Origin of the sequence: Pedobacter sp. FW305-3-2-15-E-R2A2 (assembly GCF_038446955.1) — a bacterium.
Lineage (GTDB): Bacteria > Bacteroidota > Bacteroidia > Sphingobacteriales > Sphingobacteriaceae > Pedobacter.
Window position 1 is genome coordinate 5,811,641 of the sequence record NZ_CP151803.1, and the last position, 19,295, is coordinate 5,830,935.

A 19,295-nucleotide genomic window follows, 5' to 3' on the forward strand; every position below is an offset into this window, starting at 1 on the left:
CTTTAACAATTACATAATTGAAAAAAAATAAATTGGTCTGCTTTTTGTTAATCCCGTATTCCATTAACAAATTATAATTTTTGTGAATTCTTCAGGGCTTAGGCTTATAATACAGCGGGTAGCAAAGGTCTCGACGAATCAGAATTGTTAAATTTTAATTCCAGGATTATGAAAAACTTTACTCAAAACGTTAAAATCATCTTAAATTTTTTCCCTTATTTACTAAGGAAAATCTATTTTAAGCCTTAATTTACCACCTTAGGAAAAGGCTTCTATATTTGTAAACATGTTTACAGATATTTATAGCCCGCTTCAACAATTAAATCATTCTGTTCTTCCACAATTCTGGATGAAAAGGGATGATTTAATTGATCCTTATATCTCTGGAAATAAATGGCGTAAGCTTAAATATCTGATATCGAAAGCTTTTAACACACAGAAACACCACCTGGTTACTTTTGGAGGTGCTTATTCCAACCATCTTGTCGCCACTGCTGCAGCTGCTTCCAAAGCAGGATTAAAGTCATCCGCTTTTGTACGGGGAGAAACAGTAGAAAATGAAATGCTCCTGCTTTGCAGGCTTTTCGGAATGAACCTGATCTTTACCGACAGGACAAGTTACAAAGACAAGACTCAATTGTTTCAAGAACATTTCGGTGATGATCCCAATGCCCTCTTTATCGATGAAGGAGGCGCAAGTGCCGAAGCGGTGCAAGGTTGTGCGGAGATCATTGCAGAACTTCCGGGGGATATTGACCATCTATTCTGCGCCGCCGGAACAGGGACTACTGCGGCCGGATTATTGAAAGGAATACAACAACAAGGATTAAAAACAATTCTTCATGTGGTTCCCGCACTGAAAGGAGGAAGCTTTATTGAAGAAGAAATTTTTAAATATCTGGGCAATACCGATCAACTCCTCCTCCATACGGATTACCATTTCGGAGGTTATGCAAAGACCCAACCCGTCCTCATCGACTTCATTAAAAATTTTGTAAGCAGCCAGGGCATTTTAATAGATCCGGTATACACCGCAAAGATGCTCTATGCAATTGAAGACCTTTCCGCAAAGAATTACTTTAAAAAGGAAGATAAAATCGTTGCCCTTCATACCGGCGGCTTACTCGGCATCCTTGGGATGAAGGAGAAATTTAAATAGGTGCAGAATGCAAAGCCACCCTGTTTCCTTCCGTATCCAGAAAAACACCCATAAAGCCGTACTCCGGTGAAATTTCTGTTTTAGGAGCGATAATTTTGCCGCCTGCCATTTCGATTCTATCTAAAACCAGCTGTACATCAGGATTTGCATTCAGATAAACCAACGTTCCCCTATCTGATGAAGGAACATGAAAGCCTTCACATTTCACCAATGCCCCTCCGATATCTTCCATCATATTTTCAAGGGGAAACATCCGCATTTCGTAACCGGGAGAATCCATAGGAATCATTTGAATTTCAAAGATCGCTTCATAAAACTTTTGAGCCCTGTTAAGGTCAACTGCCGGTATTTCAAACCAGCTTACTGCATTTTTAAAAGTCATATCCGTAAATTTTAATAAATGAAATATCCTTAAATATAATAAGAAAATTACATCCGACGTTTATTAAATTAGCCTTCAAGAACCTGAGCTTAACCTATGGATTTATACCATCAAACCGGACAAACCTACAATACCACCAGAACTGCAGACCCATTGATCACCGAACGCCTCTCTGCACTGACCGGCAATAAAAAAAATGATAAAATCCTTGATGTTGGCTGTGGAACGGGAAACTACACCCTGGAACTGGCAGCAACCGGTTTACAGATGTTTGGGACAGATCCTTCTGATCAAATGCTGAAAATTGCAGAAGAAAATGTTAGTCCCGTTATCTGGAAAAAAGGATATGCAGAAAAAATAGACTTCCCTGATGCGATGTTTGACGGCGCCATAGCCACTTTAACCATCCACCATTGGCTTGATCTGGCTAAAGCTTTAAAAGAGTTATACAGGGTCCTCAAAGCAGGCTCAAACCTCGTTATATTTACTTCCACTTCCGAGCAGATGCGCAATTACTGGTTACATCATTATTTTCCAAAGATGATGAGCAGCGCGATGAATCAAATGCCCTCTTTTTCAAAGATCTGGGAATACGGGACCGATGCAGGCTTTGAAATCACCCGAACGGAGAAATACTTCGTCGCCGCTGAACTTGAAGACCTGTTCCTCTATTCAGGAAAGCGAAAACCGGAAATGTACCTTGATCCGGAAATCAGAAAAGGAATCTCTTCTTTCTCAGATCTGGCCCAGGCCGATGAAATTTCTTCCGGCTTGGAATTGCTGGAACGGGATATCAAATCACAAAAGATCAATATTGTTCGGGACAGGTTTGACGACCGCATGGGCGATTATCTTTTTATTGTGTTATCTAAAACAGCCGGGGTTTAAAAAATTTCCTCAGCAAAACGGGCAAAGCTCCAAAGTTCAACACAAACGTTTGCATTACAGACAATTGATGACAAAAAACCACAGAAACTATCCTCAGGCCACTTTTTTAAAACGCAGAAGTAAAAACCAAACAGACAACCGCCAGACAAAGCCATAAACCACTCATTTTATGGTATTTAAAAAAAATGAATTTAACTGCTGAGTGGATAAATTCAGCTGTTTTGAGCTACACAATCGTTTGCGTAAAGGAGGAGCATTACATTACCATGCTTTTTAGGGAACTTCAGTATAACCTAAACTCTTAAACCAACAAAGACATGAAATCAACCCGATTTTTTTCCTGGCCTGTAATGGCCATGCTCTTGCTCTGCGCGGCACTTTCCGCTTGTCACAAATCCCTGATTCCCGAAAATCCGGAGAAACAACGTGCCGAACTCAGTGCTACAAGTGCTGCCCTGGCGGGCACAGAAAATGCAGCCCCCTCCGAGCACATCTACTTTAATTTTCCTTCGGATGCGATTGTTAAATTACACAAGATAAAAATTACGCAATCGGCCAATGCGGAATATTTCTCTGTGCACAATTATTCAGGTGGTTATGCAGGTCTGCAGCAAACGCCAGACAATTCTTTTGGAACCCCGAACATCCTGATCTCCTCTTTATGGGATCCCAATACTGCGGGAGGTATCTTTTCGGAAGTCGCTTACACCGCACCAGGAACCATCAGCAGCAGGTTTGGTGGGGAGGGAGATGGCTATAAGACCATCAATCCATACCAGTGGACACTCAATACCTGGTACAACATTGCCCTCCGGGCCTGGAAACTGAACGGGAAACTGTACATCGGCACCTTTATTCAGAACATGACTACCGGAAACTGGTTTCATACCTCCACATTGTCCGTTCCGGAACGGACTACTTTCCTCGGATCAGGTAATGATGCCTTCCTGGAAAACTGGACAGGGAGCAATGCCGCCTATGATGGCCGCTTTATCCGAAAAGCATTCTTTAAAGATTGCTGGAACCTGAATACCGCCAATACCTGGCAAAAACACAGCAGCAGAAGTTTCAGTGCCAATGATGGTGACCAGGGTCGAAACGGCATCTATGACCGGGCCTTTAATTCCGGATATGACGCTACCGAAGATGCCTATTTCATGGAACATGGCGGTACGGTACAACCCAGTGCCGACTTTGGAACCGGACGTACACTGACACTCCCCGAGCAAACCAATCAAGGCGCCGCTCCCCTGCTGACCATCGCAGAAGTTCAGTCTGCCACCGCAACAAGCAGCGGAAACACCGTTACTGTAAACTGGACAAACAATCCGGCTAAAAGCCCTCAGTTCTCTTCAAAAGTAGAATTGCTGAATCCTACAGGCGGCGTGGTAAGCACCATTAACGAAGTACTGCCTCAAAAGAGATCTGCCAGCATTTCCAGCACATTGGGAACCGGAACCTATTCGGTAAGAATTACGATCACAGACATCTTTAACCAAAGCTCAAGCCCAATCACCATTCCTGTAACTTCAGGCATCTCCGGAACAACCTGGTACAAAATAAAGAACGTTTCCAGCGGGCTTTATCTGGCACTGGAAAACAACAGTACTGCCAATAGCGCTTTTCTTGTACAAGCAACCAGCAGTACCGGAAATGGCCAGAAATGGAAATTTACCGCACAGGGAACAGCTTATGTGATCGTCAACGCAAATAGCAACAAGGCCATTGACATTTCAGGAGGAACACAAACCATAGGTGCAAACGTCATTCAGTACACAATAAGTAATGCGGTTAACCAGCAATGGAACCTCGTTTCCTCGGGTGCCAATCAATATGTGATTCAAAGTAATATGTCAAGCCATTATGTACTGGACAATCCGGGCAGCAGCAGCACTTCCGGCACTAAAATCACATTATACTCCATTAATGGCGCATCCGGATCTCCAAATCAACAATGGTTATTAGAACCCCAATAACATTGTAAAAAATAAGGAAGCTATTCCTTCAAAAAACCACCTTGTTTATAGCTGCAAGGTGGTTTTTTCATTTACATCCATCTATTTCAGATCACTCTTGACTTTTTTATAAGAATTCTTACCTTTGCGGCCGATTAATATTATTTAGACTTAAACTAAATAGATGTCTAAATCTACTGAGGACGGCATCGTTTCCGCGAACAATTAGAATAAACATATGCATAGATTTTTTACCATTTTAGGATTCTTCATGTTCCTTTGCACTGCTGCACATGCGCAACTGATCAAAGGAACCATATACGATAAGCATACAGGCGAGCGCATTATCGGGGCAAGCATTGCCATCAAAGAACGTCCGGGAAAAGGAGTGATGGCGGATGAAAAAGGACAATTCAGTATCCAGATTCAATCCGGAGAAACCATGATCGTTAAAATGGTCGGTTATCAAACCTTCCAAAAGCAGTACCAGAGCAAAGATGGACAGCAATTGGTCATTTATCTAGAATCCGGTCTTGCTTTAAATGAGGTTATGGTGACTGCCAGTTTAGCAAATTCAAGAAGTAAAAAAGCAATAGGTACAAACGTAGACCATATTGATGCCGCAGCCGTTGCCGCAACAAGTAACCCTTCTTCCCTTGCCGATATCGTGAATGGAAGAATCAGTGGTGCACAGGTTTTCAATACCAATGGTAAAGTAGGAATGCCCATCCGCTTTGACATCCGCTCTGCGGCAACTTTCAGTATGGAACGTGATCCACTGATCTTTATCGATGGTGTGCGCTACAACAACAGCAATACTGCCGATGTCAACTCTTCGCAGGAGGCCATGAGTGCATTAAATGACCTGCCTTTAAACGATATCGCTTCTATCGATGTCATCAAAGGCCCTGCAGCTGCTGCCTCTTATGGTGCAGAAGCTGCAAATGGGGTGGTTATTATTCAGACCAAACGCGGATTAAGCGGACAAAAAGGAATTGCCGTAAATGTAAAATATACTGCCGGTTTCAGTGAACTGGCTAAAAAGTACGATCAGTTTGTCAACAATGATCCTTTGAATGATTTCTTCAGAAAAGGATCGGAGCAACAATTGTATGCCAATTTAACTGCCCAGTTAGACCAGAGCAACAGCATTTTCTTCTCTGCAAATACCAATAAAAATGCAGGTATCGTTCCGGGGAACCAGGACAACAGGCAGACTTTCCGTACGGGCTACGACCTGGTAAAAGACCGTTTTAAACTGTCTGTTACTGCGGGTTATGTGAAAGGAAAGCTCAGCATTCCTCAATCGGCTTCCGGACGTGATGATGCAATCTGGAACTTAATGAGAGATCGTACCCCATGGCCTTTTATTTCGGAAGAAACCTGGAGAGCCATTCAAAAACAATACGACAATGACCGTTTTACCGGAAGTGTAAGATTGGGTTATACCCTGCCATTTGAAATCAAGATGGAAACGCTTGTCGGATTGGACTTAAACCACATTGAAGGTTTAAACTACCTTCCTTACGGTTACCTGCAAGGCACCAACAACACGGGAGCGAAACAAGTAAGTACCCGCCGCAATCAGAATATGAACTGGGACTTTAAAGTATCCAAAAACTTTGTGTTCAGTCCGAAATGGCAATTAAATTTAAGCGTGCTTTCCCAGCTGACCAGCGCTACAGAACGGGTGAACGGAATCAGTGTAAAGAACTTTGCGGTACCTGGTATCAGCAACATCGCTTCAGCAGCGGAGATCCTGACCGTAACAGATACGGATTATGAAAAACGTACTCATGGTTTATATGGAGAAGCTTTCCTGAATTACGATAACAAATTATTCATCAACGCCGGACTTAGAAGAGATGTATCCAATATGATTGGTGCCAATGTGGCCAATATCTGGTACCCCACCGTTAGTGTTGCCTATAATGTGGCCGACATGCCTTTCCTTAAAGGTAAAGTGGAGGAATGGAAGTTCAGGGCAGCTTATGGAGAATCCGGTCGCCTGCCTTATCCTAACGATGCCCAAACGGCTTACCTAGTGGAAGGCTCTTCTTTTGGCACCCTGGTTAGACCTTTGAGAAAAGGAAATCCTGACATCAGACCGGAAAGAACGGGAGAATTGGAAATGGGAACCGACATCAGTCTGTTTGGCCAGCGCTTCGGCTTTACCTATTATGAACAACAAACCCGTGACGCCATCGTGTATACCACGCTATTACCCTCTCTAGGTTGGCCTTCCAGCTTAAGCGGCGATTATCCGGAGAACATTGGAAAGATCAGGGGAAGAGGAATTGAAGTAACTTATAATGGCCGTGTATTTACCAGCAGCAATAAAAAACATAGCCTTGATATCTTTGCCATCTTCAACCATCAATCTAACGAAGTGGTCAACTCCGGCGGCAGGGACATCCTGAATACGGTGAACCTGATCCGTGAAGGATTGCCTGCTTTTGCTTTTTATTCTAATGTTTCTGAAGGTCCTCTCTTCAATGCAAAAGGGGAATATAGCGGTGCTAAGGAAAGTGCTTTAAAAGAATTGGGTAAGCCCTTCCCTACTTATAACGGGTCATTCGGATTTGGTCTTCAGTTATTTGAAAACCTACGTCTGCAATCGTTATTTACCTATTCAAAAGGCGCTAAAGTGTACAACATTTCACACCGTAACGTAGCTAGCCAGGGGACAAACTTTAAAGCTAAAGAAAGTCTGAAAGAACAACTGGCCACGCAAACTCCAGGTACCCCGGATTATATCGCCACTGCGACGCAATTGTCTAAATACGAAGGAACAAGAGGTGATTATATTCAGAAAGCAGATTTCCTGAGGTTGAGCAATTTAACCCTTTCTTACGACCTGGGTTCATGGGCAAAGAAACAAAGTAATGGTATACTGAAACGTTGCGTAGTTTCTGTGACTGGAAATAACCTTTGGCTCAGCAGTAATTATGGTGGTGCTGAACCTCAGATCGATTCTCAGGGAGGAAGCAAAAGAACCAGAGGAATTGGTTACCTGTCGTCCGACTGGACCACCGTTCCTGCGCCCCGTACTTACGCATTTAGTTTAAATATTGGATTTTAATAAAGACTGTCCTCAGTCTGTTGATATAAATAATTTATGTTAAAGAAAACAAAAAGCCTTTTGAGCACCGCAGCAATGTTTGCCCTAGCTTTCAGTCTTTCGTCCTGCGACAAGTGGGTGAACGACTCAAAATTGCCCAACAATACCGTTGATGAATCCCAACTGAACAACATTCAAATGCTGGGACGCCTTGAAAAAGGAAGTTATGTATACGGACCTGTTATCGCCGGAGTATGGCGTGCAGGTGCTTCCTCTGCTTCCGACCTATTGGTAGCCTCTGGTGCTATTGTGGATGAGATCGTACCTACTGCAGTCCCAAATTCACCGTTCTACAAGGAACTGGATGAAGATAAACTTGCTCCGGACAATACCTCTCTTTTTGGTGTATGGTCTAATGTACAAAACTACAGGGCCCGTGCAGAAGATGCCATCAAAATTGCAGAGCAGCTGAGCCCTGCTGATGCAGATCAGATCAAGATTAAACAATCCGCTACTTATCATGCCAAACTTCATGCGGGTTATGCCTGGATGCTAATGGCTGATTATTTTAGCGTTAGTGAAACAAATCAGGCCGTTTATGCAGACCATCAGCTGGTCAAACATGCCGATGCTTATGCAAAAGCACAGCGCTATTGGGAAGAAGCCTTACCCCTGGCCAACGACCAGGAGAAAAGGCTGTTGCACTCCCTGCTGGCTAAACTTGGAATTCATACCAGCAACTTCCCGCTTGCGGTATTACACATCAATTCTTCCTTTAAGCCAACAGAGAATTTTTCTTTCCTGAATACTATAGGTACAACAAGTAATGCCTTCTTTACCGCATTAAATGTCAATGTAAGGGATGCTGCGGTTGACCCCACCCTGGTAGCACAGCTAAAAACAGTGGCAGAACAGACCAGGATTCCGGTGATAAAAGCTGCTAAAGGCCATTGGTCATTAACTTATTACAAAGAAAGAGATCCTTTAATGGTGACGGATGAGGAAGAAATGCAGCTGATCAGGGCAGAGCTTGTGATTCGCGGCTTGATTCCGGGAAATGCAACAGATCTGGTTAATGCCGTGATCCAAAAATATGATGCAAGTGGTAACTCTAACCTCAAAACTGCTTTGTCGGACCTGAGCACGCTTATTGCCATCCGCCGTATTTTCTTATCCTGGAGGGGGACCCGCTTAATTGACCTGAGGAGGTTCAATATGGATGGTGATCTAAACCCAGGTTTTACCAACAGGAAATGGCACTGGATCAGCGTTCCCGAAATTGAAACCCGTTAAAATCTAATATTATTTATTTTCAGGATGATATTTATCATTATCAAATGAATATTATCCTGAAAATCAGAAACATATTTCTTTTCTTATTTCTTTTCAATTTACTGAACACTCCTGCTTTCGCTCAGCATGATAAGGATTCTCCGGACCTGGCACGGAGCAGCATTTATTCCAAATCAGAATTCCCAGGTTTTTCCACCGTTATCGTTGATAAAAAAGGAATTCCGTATTAAAAAAGTGTGGTCAAATGATGCTCGGACTGGAAGGAAATTCAACTTTACTTTCTAAAGAGAGTTTTGAGCTGATGTTTAAACCAAGGTTTTCAGCAGCTCACTTACCCAACAACTTTAGCCTGAAAACCAGAAACAAAGGTGTACTCTGGAATCTTTACAATGATGGTTTTATTGGTCATGATGGAGATGACCCCGGAGTAATTTCAAATGTGCTTTTCAATAAAGAGATCGGCCTCATCTTTCTCAGTAATATATACCTGGAGAACAGGAATGAGATTTTGGATGTGATGAAAAAATATGGACCGAAAATAAAGCGGGAATAACCGGTTCAAAATGAAAAACACCACTCCATTTTGAAAGAGTACAGCTAATTTTCATTATTTCATAAAAAAGAAAAAACACATTTCAGATGCCATGAGGGGCATTTATTGGTTCCAATCAGTTTAAGGCATCCCCTTTGCCGCTTTCATCGTATAAAAATCAAAAAGATGGAAAACTACAAACTTCTCCAACATCCGGCGTATCATTCTGCGCTACCATTACCACTCAAAAAAGTAAATATAAACCTGGATTTTAACCTTAATTAACCCTCAGACGATGTTTCTAATTATTTTAGGATTGCTGATCACAACCATCAGCTTCATTATTGCCAAAACTGATCAACAGATTGCAAAATTCAGCAAACTCATTCGTATTGCAGGTATCGTTCTCACTTTGCTCGGTGCCGCACTTTCTATGTTTAAAGTGGTAGACGCAGGGCAGGTAGGCGTAAAAACTTTATACGGAAAAGTAGATAATGATGTGCTTTACAGTGGCCTGAACATTATTAATCCCCTGGTAGAGGTCACTACTTTTGACGTTAAAACACAAAACTATACCATGTCTGCCATTCACGATGAAGGCAGCAAGGCGGGCGATGATGCCATCCGGATTTTAACTTCCGATGGATTGGAAGTCACGATTGATCTTTCCGTTTTATTCAGTGTTCAGCCCAAAGATGCACCAAAGATTCTAAAAGAAATCGGTGGGGATTACCTGGATAAAGTGGTCCGTCCGATCGCGAGAACAGCCATACGAGACAATGCTGTCTCGTATGAAGCGGTTGCCCTATACTCTACCAAACGCCAGGAATTTCAGAACAAGATCTTTTCTACCATCAACCATAGTTTTGCCAAAAGAGGGCTCAAACTGGAACAGTTGCTGATCAGAAATGTCACCTTACCTGAATCTGTCCGTAAAACGATTGAATCAAAGATCAATGCCGAACAGGACGCACAGAAAATGCAATTTGTATTACAGAAAGAAAAACAGGAAGCAGAACGGAAACGGGTAGAAGCCCAGGGTATCGCCGATTATCAGCATATCTTGTCTACCGGCCTTAGTGACAAACAACTCCAGTACGAATCTATAAAGGCACAAAAAGAGATCGCCCTATCTCCAAATACCAAGATCATCATTATGGGGAACGGAAAAAATCCTGTAATTTTAGGCTCAAACTAAGTCGTTATAAACCTTACATGTTAACAGTAGAAAAAATAGGCGGCACTTCAATGAGTGCCTTACAGGAAGTCATAAAAAATATCATATTATTTGAACGTACCGGTGAACAATTATATAACAGGATATTCGTAGTCTCTGCATTCTCAGGGGTTACGGATCTCCTGTTGGAGAACAAGAAAACCGGGGCTCCGGGTGTTTACCACCGTATTGCAAAACAACAGGATTTTCATCGTCCTTTAAAGGACCTGATCATTAAGTTAAAAACCATCAATAAAAGATATGTAGACTTAGGTCTTGACCTTGCCGTTGCTGATCGTTTTATTGAAAACCACGTTAAAGAAGCGCAGACCTACCTGGAAAATCTGGCCAATATCCTAGCCTCAGGTTATGTGAGCCGAGAGGGCATCCTTCAGGCAGCCCGTGAAATTCTTGCTTCGATCGGAGAAAGCCATTCGGCATTCAATTTCACCAATATCCTGCAGAACATGGGCATCAATACCCGCCTGGTTGACCTGAGTGGATTTGGTGATCACCGTCCTTTTACGATTGACCAACGTATCAAACATGCTTTCAAAAACATTGATTTTGAACAGACCATTTGCATTACAACCGGTTATGCGAAGGGTACGGAAGGAATCATGAGAGAGTTTGACCGTGGTTATTCTGAAGTTACTTTCAGTAAGATTGCGGAATTCTTAAAGCCTCAGGAAGCGATTATCCATAAGGAATACCACCTCTCTACTGCTGATCCGGCATTGGTAGGTATAGAAAACTGTATTCCTGTAGGCTATACCAATTACGACATCGCCGATCAACTGGCGGATGTAGGTATGGAAGCCATCCATCCTAAGGCCTCAAAACCGCTGGAAGTAAGTGGCATTCACCTGAGGATTAAAAACACTTTTGAACCTTCACATCCGGGAACATTGATTACCCGTGAGTTTATATGTGAACACAAACGTGTGGAAGTCATCACAGGAACGGATAAACTGATGATGATCGATGTATATGACCCTTCGATGGTAGGAAATGTAGGAAGTGACCTCCAGATCATGCAGACCTTTTTCGACTATAACGTAAGTTATACCTTTAAATCAACGAGTGCAAATAGCATTTCTATCGTCATCTGGGCACGCGATTTCAATAAAAAACTCATTAGTAAATTGGAAGAGGATTTCGAGAAAGTGACCGTAGAAAATGTAGCAATGGTTTGCTTGCTGGGCACGAATATGGATCAGCCGGGCTTATTGGCAAAAAGTGCCTATGCCCTTACTGAAGATGGAATCAATATTAAAAGTGCAGGCTTTGCGCTAAGAAAAGTGAACATCCAATTCTTAATTGCTACGGAGCACTTCAAAAGAGCGATCATTGCATTAAATAAAGCTATGGGCTAATGACAAACAGAATATACCTCAAAAAATTCTCTGCATATACTGATTTTTCAGACTATTACCTGCTCGTTTCCAATGAGCAGGTAATGGCTATGGTTACAGAAAGGGGGCTTTCCATGGAGGAAGCCACAGCAGATTTTGAAACCATCCTCAAAAAGAATGAGAAATACCCTGATTTCGGACGTTTCAAAATATACGACTCGGCTACCCATCAATTTATAGGTTTAGGAAAAATGGACCTGAACGATAACGAAGCTGATGAAGCGGAACTTGGTTATTTAGTATTGCCGGAATATTGGGGTAAAGGCTATGGAACTGAAATCGCAGAGCATTTAATGGCGCTTGCGGAATCGACTCCCTTTCTCCATAAGATTACCGCAATCATTGATCCCTCGAATGCTGGCTCAAGAAAGATTCTGATCAATCTGGGTTTTGTATCTGAGCAGGTTGCTGAAATGGATGGACTGCCGGGAGAAATATTGGGAAAGAAAATTAAAGGCTAATTGTTGTCGCTTCCTTTATAGCGCAAGTTTATTATTATACCCGTGCTGTTAAATTGGCCCGGCTCAAGCCATGATAGGCATCAATATAAGCGCGGGGTGATTGTCCCGTAACGCTTTTAAATACCCGGTTAAAATTGGTAATGCTATTAAATCCAGCCTTATAGGCGACTCCGGAAATGCCGTCTGTCTTTGTTCCTGCAAGTAAACTTTTGCAGGCATCATTTACCCTCACCTCATTCAAAAAGGAAACAAAAGTATGTCCGGTATGCTGTTTAAAATAGCGGCAAAATGCCGGTGGGGTCATATAAGCGGTATTTGCAATATCTTCCAGCGTGATTTGCCGGTTATAATTGCGCATAATAAAATTGATAATATTACTCAACCTGATCCCCTCGTCTTCGGAAATATCTGAGGAATAAACCTCGGAACAAAGGACTTCCACCTCTTCATTTATTCCCTGAAGCGTATTTAGCAGCTGAACAAGATTAAACAGGACATGGGTGCCCGAGGCTTGATGAACTTCAAAGATCTGGGTGGAAATCTCCTCAGTCCATTTCTGCGGAATTTTAAAACCATGCTTATTATTCTTAAAAAAGGAATTCAGCAGTTTCATCTCTGGTAAATCAAATAAGGCTTTCAGGATGCCCGAAGGATTAAAATAAAGGGAACAGGCGGAAATGCTTTTATTTTCATCACCAGCAAAGTACTCAGGATTCGACTTGAAAAGATGAGGCAGGTTGGCTCCTATTAGAAAAACATCTCCTGAAGAAAAGGAATGCATGTTATTTCCGGCAATTAAGGTTCCCTCCCCTTTCTGAACCCAGGTAATCTGCCATTCATCATGACGATGAAGGTACTGGTAAAAGTAAGGCTGGGAAATGTGTTCCGATATGACACTTTTATCGTCTGGTACAAACAATGTAAATGGAAATACTTTCATATCTGGTCGGTTTACTGAATGTTAATATACGGATATTAACATTCAGTAAAGACATAAAACCATTATCATGTTAAAATACGGTTATATCCAGTTAATATTTGCCAAGCGTTAAAACCTCGAAGGAGAAAAAGCGCTGATTTCTATCTCTGTTTTTTGACCAGAAATGAGTTGGCTAACCAAGGCACCTGTTGCCGGGCCCAGGCTTAATCCCATCATTCCATGTCCTGTAGCGATAACTAAATTTTTCAATCTGGCACTATGCCCGATATAAGGCAAACCATCAGGTGACGAAGGTCTGAAACCAAACCAGACTTGCTCAGCAGCAGGAAGCTGCGGATGCAGGTTACTGAAATACTTCGGTACTGCCTCCACAATCCCTTTTACTCTTTGCATATTGACACGATTGTTGATTTTATCCAGCTCCATTGTTCCGCTATACCTGATTGATCCGTTCATCGGCGTGATCGCTACTCTTGCTTCACAAAGTAAAGCTGGAATTGTCATCCGTTGTCCAGGTTCTTTTTCCATAAAAGAATAACCTTTTCCCGGCATCAGTGGCACACGGATGTCCATCATTTTTGCAATGGCCGGCGACCAGGAGCCGGAAGCCAACACATAATGATCTGCTTCCCAGGCTTTCTCTCCGGTAAATACTTTTGTTATTTTCGTTCCGTTTTGTTCGATTCTGCTCACTTCCGAACCTCGTACAATATTGACCCCATTTTGCTCCAGGTACTGAATCAAAGCCTCCATTAGTTTTGGCGGATACAAATGTCCGTCGCAGCGATAATGCACTGCGCCAAGCACATCCAGTTGAAGCTCCGGCTGAAGCAGCTGACATTCTGCAGCATTTAACACCCCCATATCCAGTCCCAGCTCTTTTGCTTTTCCGGCAAGATGGGCTTCCTCTTCTGCCACCTGTTCCGTTTTATAGAAAGCAAGTATCCCTTTGTTTTTCAATTCAAAATCAAAGCCTGGCTCCTTCGCGAGCGTTTCAAACAGCTGCTTACTGAGTAGGGATAAATCCCTTAAAGGCACTGCCGAACGGGATACATGCCCGGAATTTGCAGATTTCAGGAACTTCAGTCCCCAACTGATCAGGCTCAGGTCTGCTGACGGCCGTACATAAAACGGACTCTTACTGTTGAACATCCAGCGGATTCCCTGTTGAACCATCCCCGGCGAAGCAAGGGGTACAAAATGACTCGGTACAATCATCCCTGCGTTTCCAAAAGAACAGCTATCGGTGACTTCTCCTTTATCTAAAATCGTGACCTGGTGACCTTGCTTTTGGAGGTAATAGGCAGAACTCAATCCGACAATCCCAGCTCCTATAATTAAAACATGCGACATTTATTTTTTTCCTTTTCTTGAAACAACAGACTATTAAATCACTTGAAATCCATGGGCATATGGATCATCATCATCGATCTTGATGGTGTTGTATCCATACACTTTCGCCCAGCCTTCCACACTTGGAATAATCGCATCAAAGTCTGCCAACTTCAGCTCCTCCTCCACCTTACCGGTAAATTTGCTCCCGATAAAACTTTCGTGAATAAAGGGCTGTCCGGGTAACAACTTGCCTTTTGCATGCCATTGGGCCATACGTGCAGAGGTTCCCGTTCCGCAAGGAGAACGGTCTATCGCCTTGTCTCCATAAAAAACAGCATTGCGTGCGGTTGATGTTGGATCCAAAGGATCTCCGGCCCAAAGGATATGGCTGCAACCGTTGATCGTTTCATCCAGCGGGTGGACAAACGTATGTTGTTCATTAATGCGTTTTCGGATCACCTGACTCCAGCTGATCAATTGCGACGCAGTATAATCCTGTACTCCCGAAAAGTTGCGTTGCGGGTCCACAATTGCATAGAAATTACCTCCGTAAGCCACATCAAAACTAAGCTTTCCAAGGTCCGGACATTCTACCTCAAGGTCTGATGCAGCAAGGTAAGCCGGAACATTGCGCAGTTTTACGGCGGTCACTTTTTTTCCTTCCTGCTGATATTCAATCAAGACCAAGCCTGCCGGAGCTTCCATTCTTACGATCCCTGGAATACGCGGGCTGATCAAGCCTTCTTCTATGGCAATGGTAATCGTCCCGATCGTTCCATGGCCACACATCGGCAAACAACCACTTGTTTCGATGAACAGTACAGCCACATCATTTTCCGGATCATGTGGCGGATAAAGAATACTTCCCGACATCATATCATGGCCCCTGGGTTCGAACATTAAACCCGTACGGATCCAGTCGTATTCCCGTAGAAAATGTTGTCTCTTTTCACTCATATTGGCTCCTCTAAGCTGGGGGCCGCCCCCGGCTACTAATCTTACCGGATTTCCACAGGTATGTGCATCTACACAAAAGAAGGTTTTACTTGACATTATGTGTTGGTTCGTTTTTGGTTGATCAATCTATAAATCCCCAGGGGATTACCATCTTTTAATGCGTCCGGCAAGAGTTCCGGTGCCCAATCCTGCCAGGCAAGGGGCCGTACAAAACGATAAATTGCAGTCGTCCCTACTGAGGTAAACCGGCTGTCGTTCGTTGCCGGATAAGGTCCGCCATGTTGCATGGCGCTGCAGACTTCTACTCCTGTAGGCATACCATTCCTGATCATTCGGCCTGTTTTATCTTGTATCTTACTGATCAGTTCCGGGTATTGGCTCAGCTCATTTTCAGCGGAGAACAGCGTTACAGTGAGCTGTCCTTCCAAAGCATCCAGTACTTCTTCCATTTGCCGGATATCCTCCGCAATGACCAGTAAAGAATAAGGACCAAAGATTTCTTCCTGAAGACTATCCGATTTGAGAAAATCGGCAGCGCTAACCTGAGCTATTTTAGCGACAGACTGATTTTGCAAGTCCGTGTTCTTCAATCCTGATTCTGCCAATAAGCTGACTTCAGCTGCATTCAACGCTTGCTGAGTCCGTTGCTCATAGTTGACGAAGATTCCCTCAGTCAGCATCGTTGCGGAAGGTGTTGTGGAGATGATGCGGTTCAACTCCTGTTTAAACTGGTCCAGTTCTTCAGACTGCACAGCGATTAACAGACCTGGATTGGTGCAAAATTGCCCGGCTCCCAGGGTAATCGATGCGGCACATTTTGCGGCAAGCTCAGTTGCTTTTTCTGCAATTGCCTCCGGCAATAAAACCACCGGATTGATGCTCCCCATTTCTGCAAATACCGGGATAGGTTGTTTGCGTTGTTGTGCCAGTCTGACCAGTGCCATCCCTCCTTTAAGAGATCCGGTAAAGGTCACCGCTTTAGTTTTCGGATGCGTTACGAGATAGGCACCTATTTCATAGCCATCGTCATAGAGCAAAGAGAAGAGTCCTTCAGGAAGTCCGGATTTACGGATAGCATTTATTACTGCCGATGCTACTAATTTGCTTGTTCCCAAATGGGCAGGATGTGCCTTTACAATCACCGGACAACCTGAAGCAAGCGCAGAAGCCGTATCTCCTCCTGCAACAGAAAATGCGAGTGGAAAATTACTTGCTCCAAAAACTACTACTGGCCCCAGCGGAACCAGCATACGCCGGATATCCGGTCTTGGAAGTGGTTGTCTTTCCGGCATCGCGGTGTCTATGATGGCATCCACCCAGGATCCCTCTTCCACCAACTGAGCGAATAACCTTAACTGCCCTGTTGTACGGCCCAACTCTCCCTGTAATCTTCCTATCGGCAAACCACTTTCTTCAGCCGCCCTGTTGATCAGGATATCGCCCAATGCAGCGATCTCATCTGCAATGCACCTTAAAAAAGCCGCTTTGACATCCTTATTAATGTTTTTATAATTTTGAAAGGCCTGCTCAGCAGCGCGAAGCGCTTCATCGGCCTCCCTTAGTCCGGATTTTAAAAACTCTCCTTCCAGGACTTTACCCGTAGCCGGATTTAAGGCATAAAAAGTTCCATTCATATTTTCCATATTTAGATTCCCCAGCTACCTTCCGGCAATTGCGGACGATTGGCCAATGCGTCATTAATGACCTTCAGCACCCTTTCTCTTTCTGTGCCTTTTATCGCCAAACGTGGTGCCCTTACGGTTTCCGTTCCTATTCCTGTGGCTGTCTCGGCAAGCTTGATGTACTGAACCAGCTTAGGGTGTATATCCAGCTCCAACACGGGAAGGAACCAACGGTAAATCGTCAATGCTTCAGGAATACGGTTCTGTTTTATCAGTCTGAAAATAGCAACGGTCTCTTTTGGGAAGGCATCCACCAGTCCGGCTACCCATCCATGGGCCCCCATCACCAGGCTTTCCATCGCTAAAGGATCTACACCAGTTAAGATCTTAAACCTGTCGCCAAAACGATTGATCATCCTGGTCACATTGGAAATATCTCTTGTTGATTCTTTTACAGCCTGAATATTCGCATGTTTCGATAAAACCTCGAACATATCCAGCGTAACTTCGATCTTATAATCCACCGGGTTGTTGTAAATCATGATCGGTAGTGGCGTGCTCAGGGCAACCGCTTCAAAAAAGGCCAGTGTTTCTTCCGGGTCGGCATAATAGCGCATTGGAGGAAGCAGCATCAAGCCATTTGCACCGAGTTGTTCTGCTTTTTTTGCTGCTGCAACAGCCTTTTTGGTGGTCGGTTCTGCGATGTTCAACAATACGGGAACTCTGCCGTTCACTACCTTTAAAGTATGCGACAGCAATTCAAACTTTTCTTCATCACTCAATACACTCGCTTCTCCTAAAGAACCACCCAGGATAATTCCACCCGCACCTGCGGCCAATTGCGCCTCCAGGTTAATGTTAAACATGTTAAAATCCAACTCATCCTGATCTGTAAATTTTGTCGTCACAGCGGGAAATACCCCATTCCAATTGATACTCATACGTTGTTTGGTTTATTTTTTAATTAAAAACAGGGACTCGTTATTTTTCAAAGCCCTTGATCAGCATCAAATTTAGGCGTTTAGAAGGCCAGCAAATGCCCGGATATTAACCAATATGCCCTGTAAATACACCAGAACAAATGATTAACATGAATAGATTTTGATCATATTCTATTTTTTTCGGATAAACTCGTTAAATTCCAGCGGCGATTCCTGTCAGAACCCATTTTCCTCCATCCAATGCTGGCACATGTCTATCCATTTATCCTTGTTACCAGGGTTGTCTAGTCCAAACCCATGTTCGCCAGCCTGAAAAATATGCATGCTTGCTTTAACTTTGGCTTTCAATAAGGCATCAAAAAAATTAAGGCTGTTTTTAACCGGTACCGTATCGTCGTCTGCTGTATGAACCAGGAATGTCGGTGGCGTATCAGGGCTTACATGTTTTTCATTACTAAAGCGATCTAACAATTCTTTAGACGGCGTCATCCCGATTAATCGTTCCCTCACCCCACTTGGTATTTTTGGATCAAAAAGAATCACCGGATAAACCAGGACCATAAAATCAGGTCTCAGACTAATATTTTCTTTGTTATCTATCACTGTCCAACCCTGATGTGTTCCCAGCGTAGTCGCGAGGTGCCCCCCCGCAGAGAATCCCGCAACACCAATTTTATTCGGGTTTATCCCCCATTCTGTTGCCCTTTTACGAACGATGAGTATCGCCCTTTGCAGATCCTGTAATGGCCCAATGGTTTTATCGATCATCACCTTATCATTTGGCATCCGGTATCTTAAAACAAAAACAGTCACTCCCATTTTATTAAAGGCCTTTACCGTAGCCAAAGTGTTCTCCATGGTTGGCAAAACCAGATAACCACCACCCGGACAAATAATTACGGCAGTTCCGGTCGCTGTTCCTTTTTCCGGTAAATAAGGCGTGATACTTGGGTTGCTTAAATTACGGGTCAGACCAGAACTATCGATATGTTCCACATACTCTGCCGGAGCTATTTTTGAATTGGGAATCATCCCCTCGTACAAAGGAATGGTCTTCTCCTGGCCGTAGGAGAGCTTAAAAAATGAGGCCACCACTAAAACGAAGATTGCTTTTTTCAATGTTTTCAAGTTTACTGAA

The 19,295-nt window shown here is 43.4% G+C and carries 17 protein-coding genes; 10 read left to right on the plus strand and 7 right to left on the minus strand.

Translation table 11 applies throughout. The features are described 5' to 3' along the window. Window positions 1-286: 286 nt before the first annotated feature. Window positions 287-1,159 (plus strand): pyridoxal-phosphate dependent enzyme, encoded by an 873-nt coding sequence (locus AAFF35_RS23490; protein ID WP_342329001.1) that lies wholly within the window; start codon window positions 287-289, stop codon window positions 1,157-1,159. On the opposite strand, the gene AAFF35_RS23495 is transcribed toward AAFF35_RS23490, so the two are convergent. Then, on the minus strand, window positions 1,152-1,541 hold the full coding sequence (locus tag AAFF35_RS23495) for a VOC family protein (protein WP_342329002.1): 390 nt from the start codon (window positions 1,539-1,541) through the stop codon (window positions 1,152-1,154). The genes AAFF35_RS23490 and AAFF35_RS23495 overlap by 8 nt on opposite strands. 96 nt (window positions 1,542-1,637) lie before the next feature. Between AAFF35_RS23495 and AAFF35_RS23500 the strand changes: the two genes are divergently transcribed. The 9 genes from AAFF35_RS23500 to AAFF35_RS23540 all read left to right on the plus strand — a co-directional run bounded on the left by AAFF35_RS23500 (window position 1,638) and on the right by AAFF35_RS23540 (window position 12,362). Then, entirely contained in the window at window positions 1,638-2,429 is a 792-nt protein-coding gene (locus AAFF35_RS23500) for a class I SAM-dependent methyltransferase (RefSeq protein WP_342329003.1), read from the plus strand. A 317-nt stretch (window positions 2,430-2,746) separates the two neighbouring features. Continuing rightward, complete coding sequence (locus AAFF35_RS23505) at window positions 2,747-4,405, plus strand: RICIN domain-containing protein (RefSeq protein WP_342329004.1); 1,659 nt, start codon at window positions 2,747-2,749, stop codon at window positions 4,403-4,405. A 217-nt stretch (window positions 4,406-4,622) separates the two neighbouring features. Next, window positions 4,623-7,466 (plus strand): TonB-dependent receptor, encoded by a 2,844-nt coding sequence (locus tag AAFF35_RS23510; RefSeq protein WP_342329005.1) that lies wholly within the window; start codon window positions 4,623-4,625, stop codon window positions 7,464-7,466. 36 nt (window positions 7,467-7,502) lie between these two features. Continuing rightward, on the plus strand, window positions 7,503-8,738 hold the full coding sequence (locus tag AAFF35_RS23515; RefSeq protein WP_342329006.1) for a hypothetical protein: 1,236 nt from the start codon (window positions 7,503-7,505) through the stop codon (window positions 8,736-8,738). Between the two features lie 44 nt (window positions 8,739-8,782). Then, window positions 8,783-8,968: a hypothetical protein gene (locus tag AAFF35_RS23520; protein ID WP_342329007.1), complete on the plus strand. Its 186-nt coding sequence runs from the start codon at window positions 8,783-8,785 to the stop codon at window positions 8,966-8,968. Between the two features lie 14 nt (window positions 8,969-8,982). Further along, entirely contained in the window at window positions 8,983-9,291 is a 309-nt protein-coding gene (locus AAFF35_RS23525; RefSeq protein ID WP_342329008.1) for a hypothetical protein, read from the plus strand. A gap of 274 nt (window positions 9,292-9,565) precedes the next feature. Beyond that, window positions 9,566-10,468 carry a prohibitin family protein gene (locus AAFF35_RS23530; RefSeq protein WP_342329009.1) on the plus strand — a complete coding sequence of 301 codons (903 nt, stop codon included), beginning with the start codon at window positions 9,566-9,568 and terminating at the stop codon, window positions 10,466-10,468. Between the two features lie 17 nt (window positions 10,469-10,485). Further along, entirely contained in the window at window positions 10,486-11,862 is a 1,377-nt protein-coding gene (locus AAFF35_RS23535) for an aspartate kinase (protein WP_342329010.1), read from the plus strand. Continuing rightward, window positions 11,862-12,362, plus strand: coding sequence for a GNAT family N-acetyltransferase (locus tag AAFF35_RS23540; RefSeq protein WP_342329011.1), 501 nt, complete (start codon window positions 11,862-11,864; stop codon window positions 12,360-12,362). Before AAFF35_RS23535 ends, AAFF35_RS23540 begins: the two co-directional genes overlap by 1 nt. Before the next feature lie 34 nt (window positions 12,363-12,396). Here the strand turns inward: AAFF35_RS23540 and AAFF35_RS23545 are convergent, their stop codons facing one another. The 6 genes from AAFF35_RS23545 to AAFF35_RS23570 all read right to left on the minus strand — a co-directional run bounded on the left by AAFF35_RS23545 (window position 12,397) and on the right by AAFF35_RS23570 (window position 19,276). Then, complete coding sequence (locus AAFF35_RS23545) at window positions 12,397-13,302, minus strand: AraC family transcriptional regulator (protein WP_342329012.1); 906 nt, start codon at window positions 13,300-13,302, stop codon at window positions 12,397-12,399. A 108-nt stretch (window positions 13,303-13,410) separates the two neighbouring features. Beyond that, on the minus strand, window positions 13,411-14,655 hold the full coding sequence (locus tag AAFF35_RS23550; protein ID WP_342329013.1) for an FAD-dependent oxidoreductase: 1,245 nt from the start codon (window positions 14,653-14,655) through the stop codon (window positions 13,411-13,413). A 33-nt stretch (window positions 14,656-14,688) separates the two neighbouring features. Beyond that, on the minus strand, window positions 14,689-15,690 hold the full coding sequence (locus tag AAFF35_RS23555) for a 4-hydroxyproline epimerase (RefSeq protein WP_342329014.1): 1,002 nt from the start codon (window positions 15,688-15,690) through the stop codon (window positions 14,689-14,691). After that, complete coding sequence (locus AAFF35_RS23560) at window positions 15,690-17,228, minus strand: aldehyde dehydrogenase (NADP(+)) (protein WP_342329015.1); 1,539 nt, start codon at window positions 17,226-17,228, stop codon at window positions 15,690-15,692. The genes AAFF35_RS23555 and AAFF35_RS23560 overlap by 1 nt, the downstream gene beginning before the upstream one ends. An 11-nt stretch (window positions 17,229-17,239) precedes the next feature. Further along, window positions 17,240-18,157, minus strand: coding sequence for a dihydrodipicolinate synthase family protein (locus AAFF35_RS23565; RefSeq protein WP_342329016.1), 918 nt, complete (start codon window positions 18,155-18,157; stop codon window positions 17,240-17,242). Between the two features lie 216 nt (window positions 18,158-18,373). Continuing rightward, the gene (locus AAFF35_RS23570; RefSeq protein ID WP_342329017.1) at window positions 18,374-19,276 is read right to left on the minus strand and encodes an alpha/beta hydrolase; all 903 of its coding nucleotides are present in this window, start codon (window positions 19,274-19,276) and stop codon (window positions 18,374-18,376) included. Between the last annotated feature and the right edge of the window lie 19 nt (window positions 19,277-19,295).

Bases quoted from the DNA above. Each gene is read 5' to 3' on its own strand.
- AAFF35_RS23500 (WP_342329003.1), top strand. From the start codon at position 1,638: ATGGATTTATACCATCAAACCGGACAAACCTACAATACCACCAGAACT.
- AAFF35_RS23560 (WP_342329015.1), bottom strand. From the start codon at position 17,228: ATGAATGGAACTTTTTATGCCTTAAATCCGGCTACGGGTAAAGTCCTG.
- AAFF35_RS23490 (WP_342329001.1), top strand. From the start codon at position 287: ATGTTTACAGATATTTATAGCCCGCTTCAACAATTAAATCATTCTGTT.
- AAFF35_RS23515 (WP_342329006.1), top strand. From the start codon at position 7,503: ATGTTAAAGAAAACAAAAAGCCTTTTGAGCACCGCAGCAATGTTTGCC.
- AAFF35_RS23520 (WP_342329007.1), top strand. From the start codon at position 8,783: ATGAATATTATCCTGAAAATCAGAAACATATTTCTTTTCTTATTTCTT.
- AAFF35_RS23510 (WP_342329005.1), top strand. From the start codon at position 4,623: ATGCATAGATTTTTTACCATTTTAGGATTCTTCATGTTCCTTTGCACT.
- AAFF35_RS23550 (WP_342329013.1), bottom strand. From the start codon at position 14,655: ATGTCGCATGTTTTAATTATAGGAGCTGGGATTGTCGGATTGAGTTCT.
- AAFF35_RS23505 (WP_342329004.1), top strand. From the start codon at position 2,747: ATGAAATCAACCCGATTTTTTTCCTGGCCTGTAATGGCCATGCTCTTG.
- AAFF35_RS23540 (WP_342329011.1), top strand. From the start codon at position 11,862: ATGACAAACAGAATATACCTCAAAAAATTCTCTGCATATACTGATTTT.
- AAFF35_RS23535 (WP_342329010.1), top strand. From the start codon at position 10,486: ATGTTAACAGTAGAAAAAATAGGCGGCACTTCAATGAGTGCCTTACAG.
- AAFF35_RS23495 (WP_342329002.1), bottom strand. From the start codon at position 1,541: ATGACTTTTAAAAATGCAGTAAGCTGGTTTGAAATACCGGCAGTTGAC.
- AAFF35_RS23555 (WP_342329014.1), bottom strand. From the start codon at position 15,690: ATGTCAAGTAAAACCTTCTTTTGTGTAGATGCACATACCTGTGGAAAT.
- AAFF35_RS23530 (WP_342329009.1), top strand. From the start codon at position 9,566: ATGTTTCTAATTATTTTAGGATTGCTGATCACAACCATCAGCTTCATT.
- AAFF35_RS23525 (WP_342329008.1), top strand. From the start codon at position 8,983: ATGATGCTCGGACTGGAAGGAAATTCAACTTTACTTTCTAAAGAGAGT.
- AAFF35_RS23545 (WP_342329012.1), bottom strand. From the start codon at position 13,302: ATGAAAGTATTTCCATTTACATTGTTTGTACCAGACGATAAAAGTGTC.
- AAFF35_RS23565 (WP_342329016.1), bottom strand. From the start codon at position 18,157: ATGAGTATCAATTGGAATGGGGTATTTCCCGCTGTGACGACAAAATTT.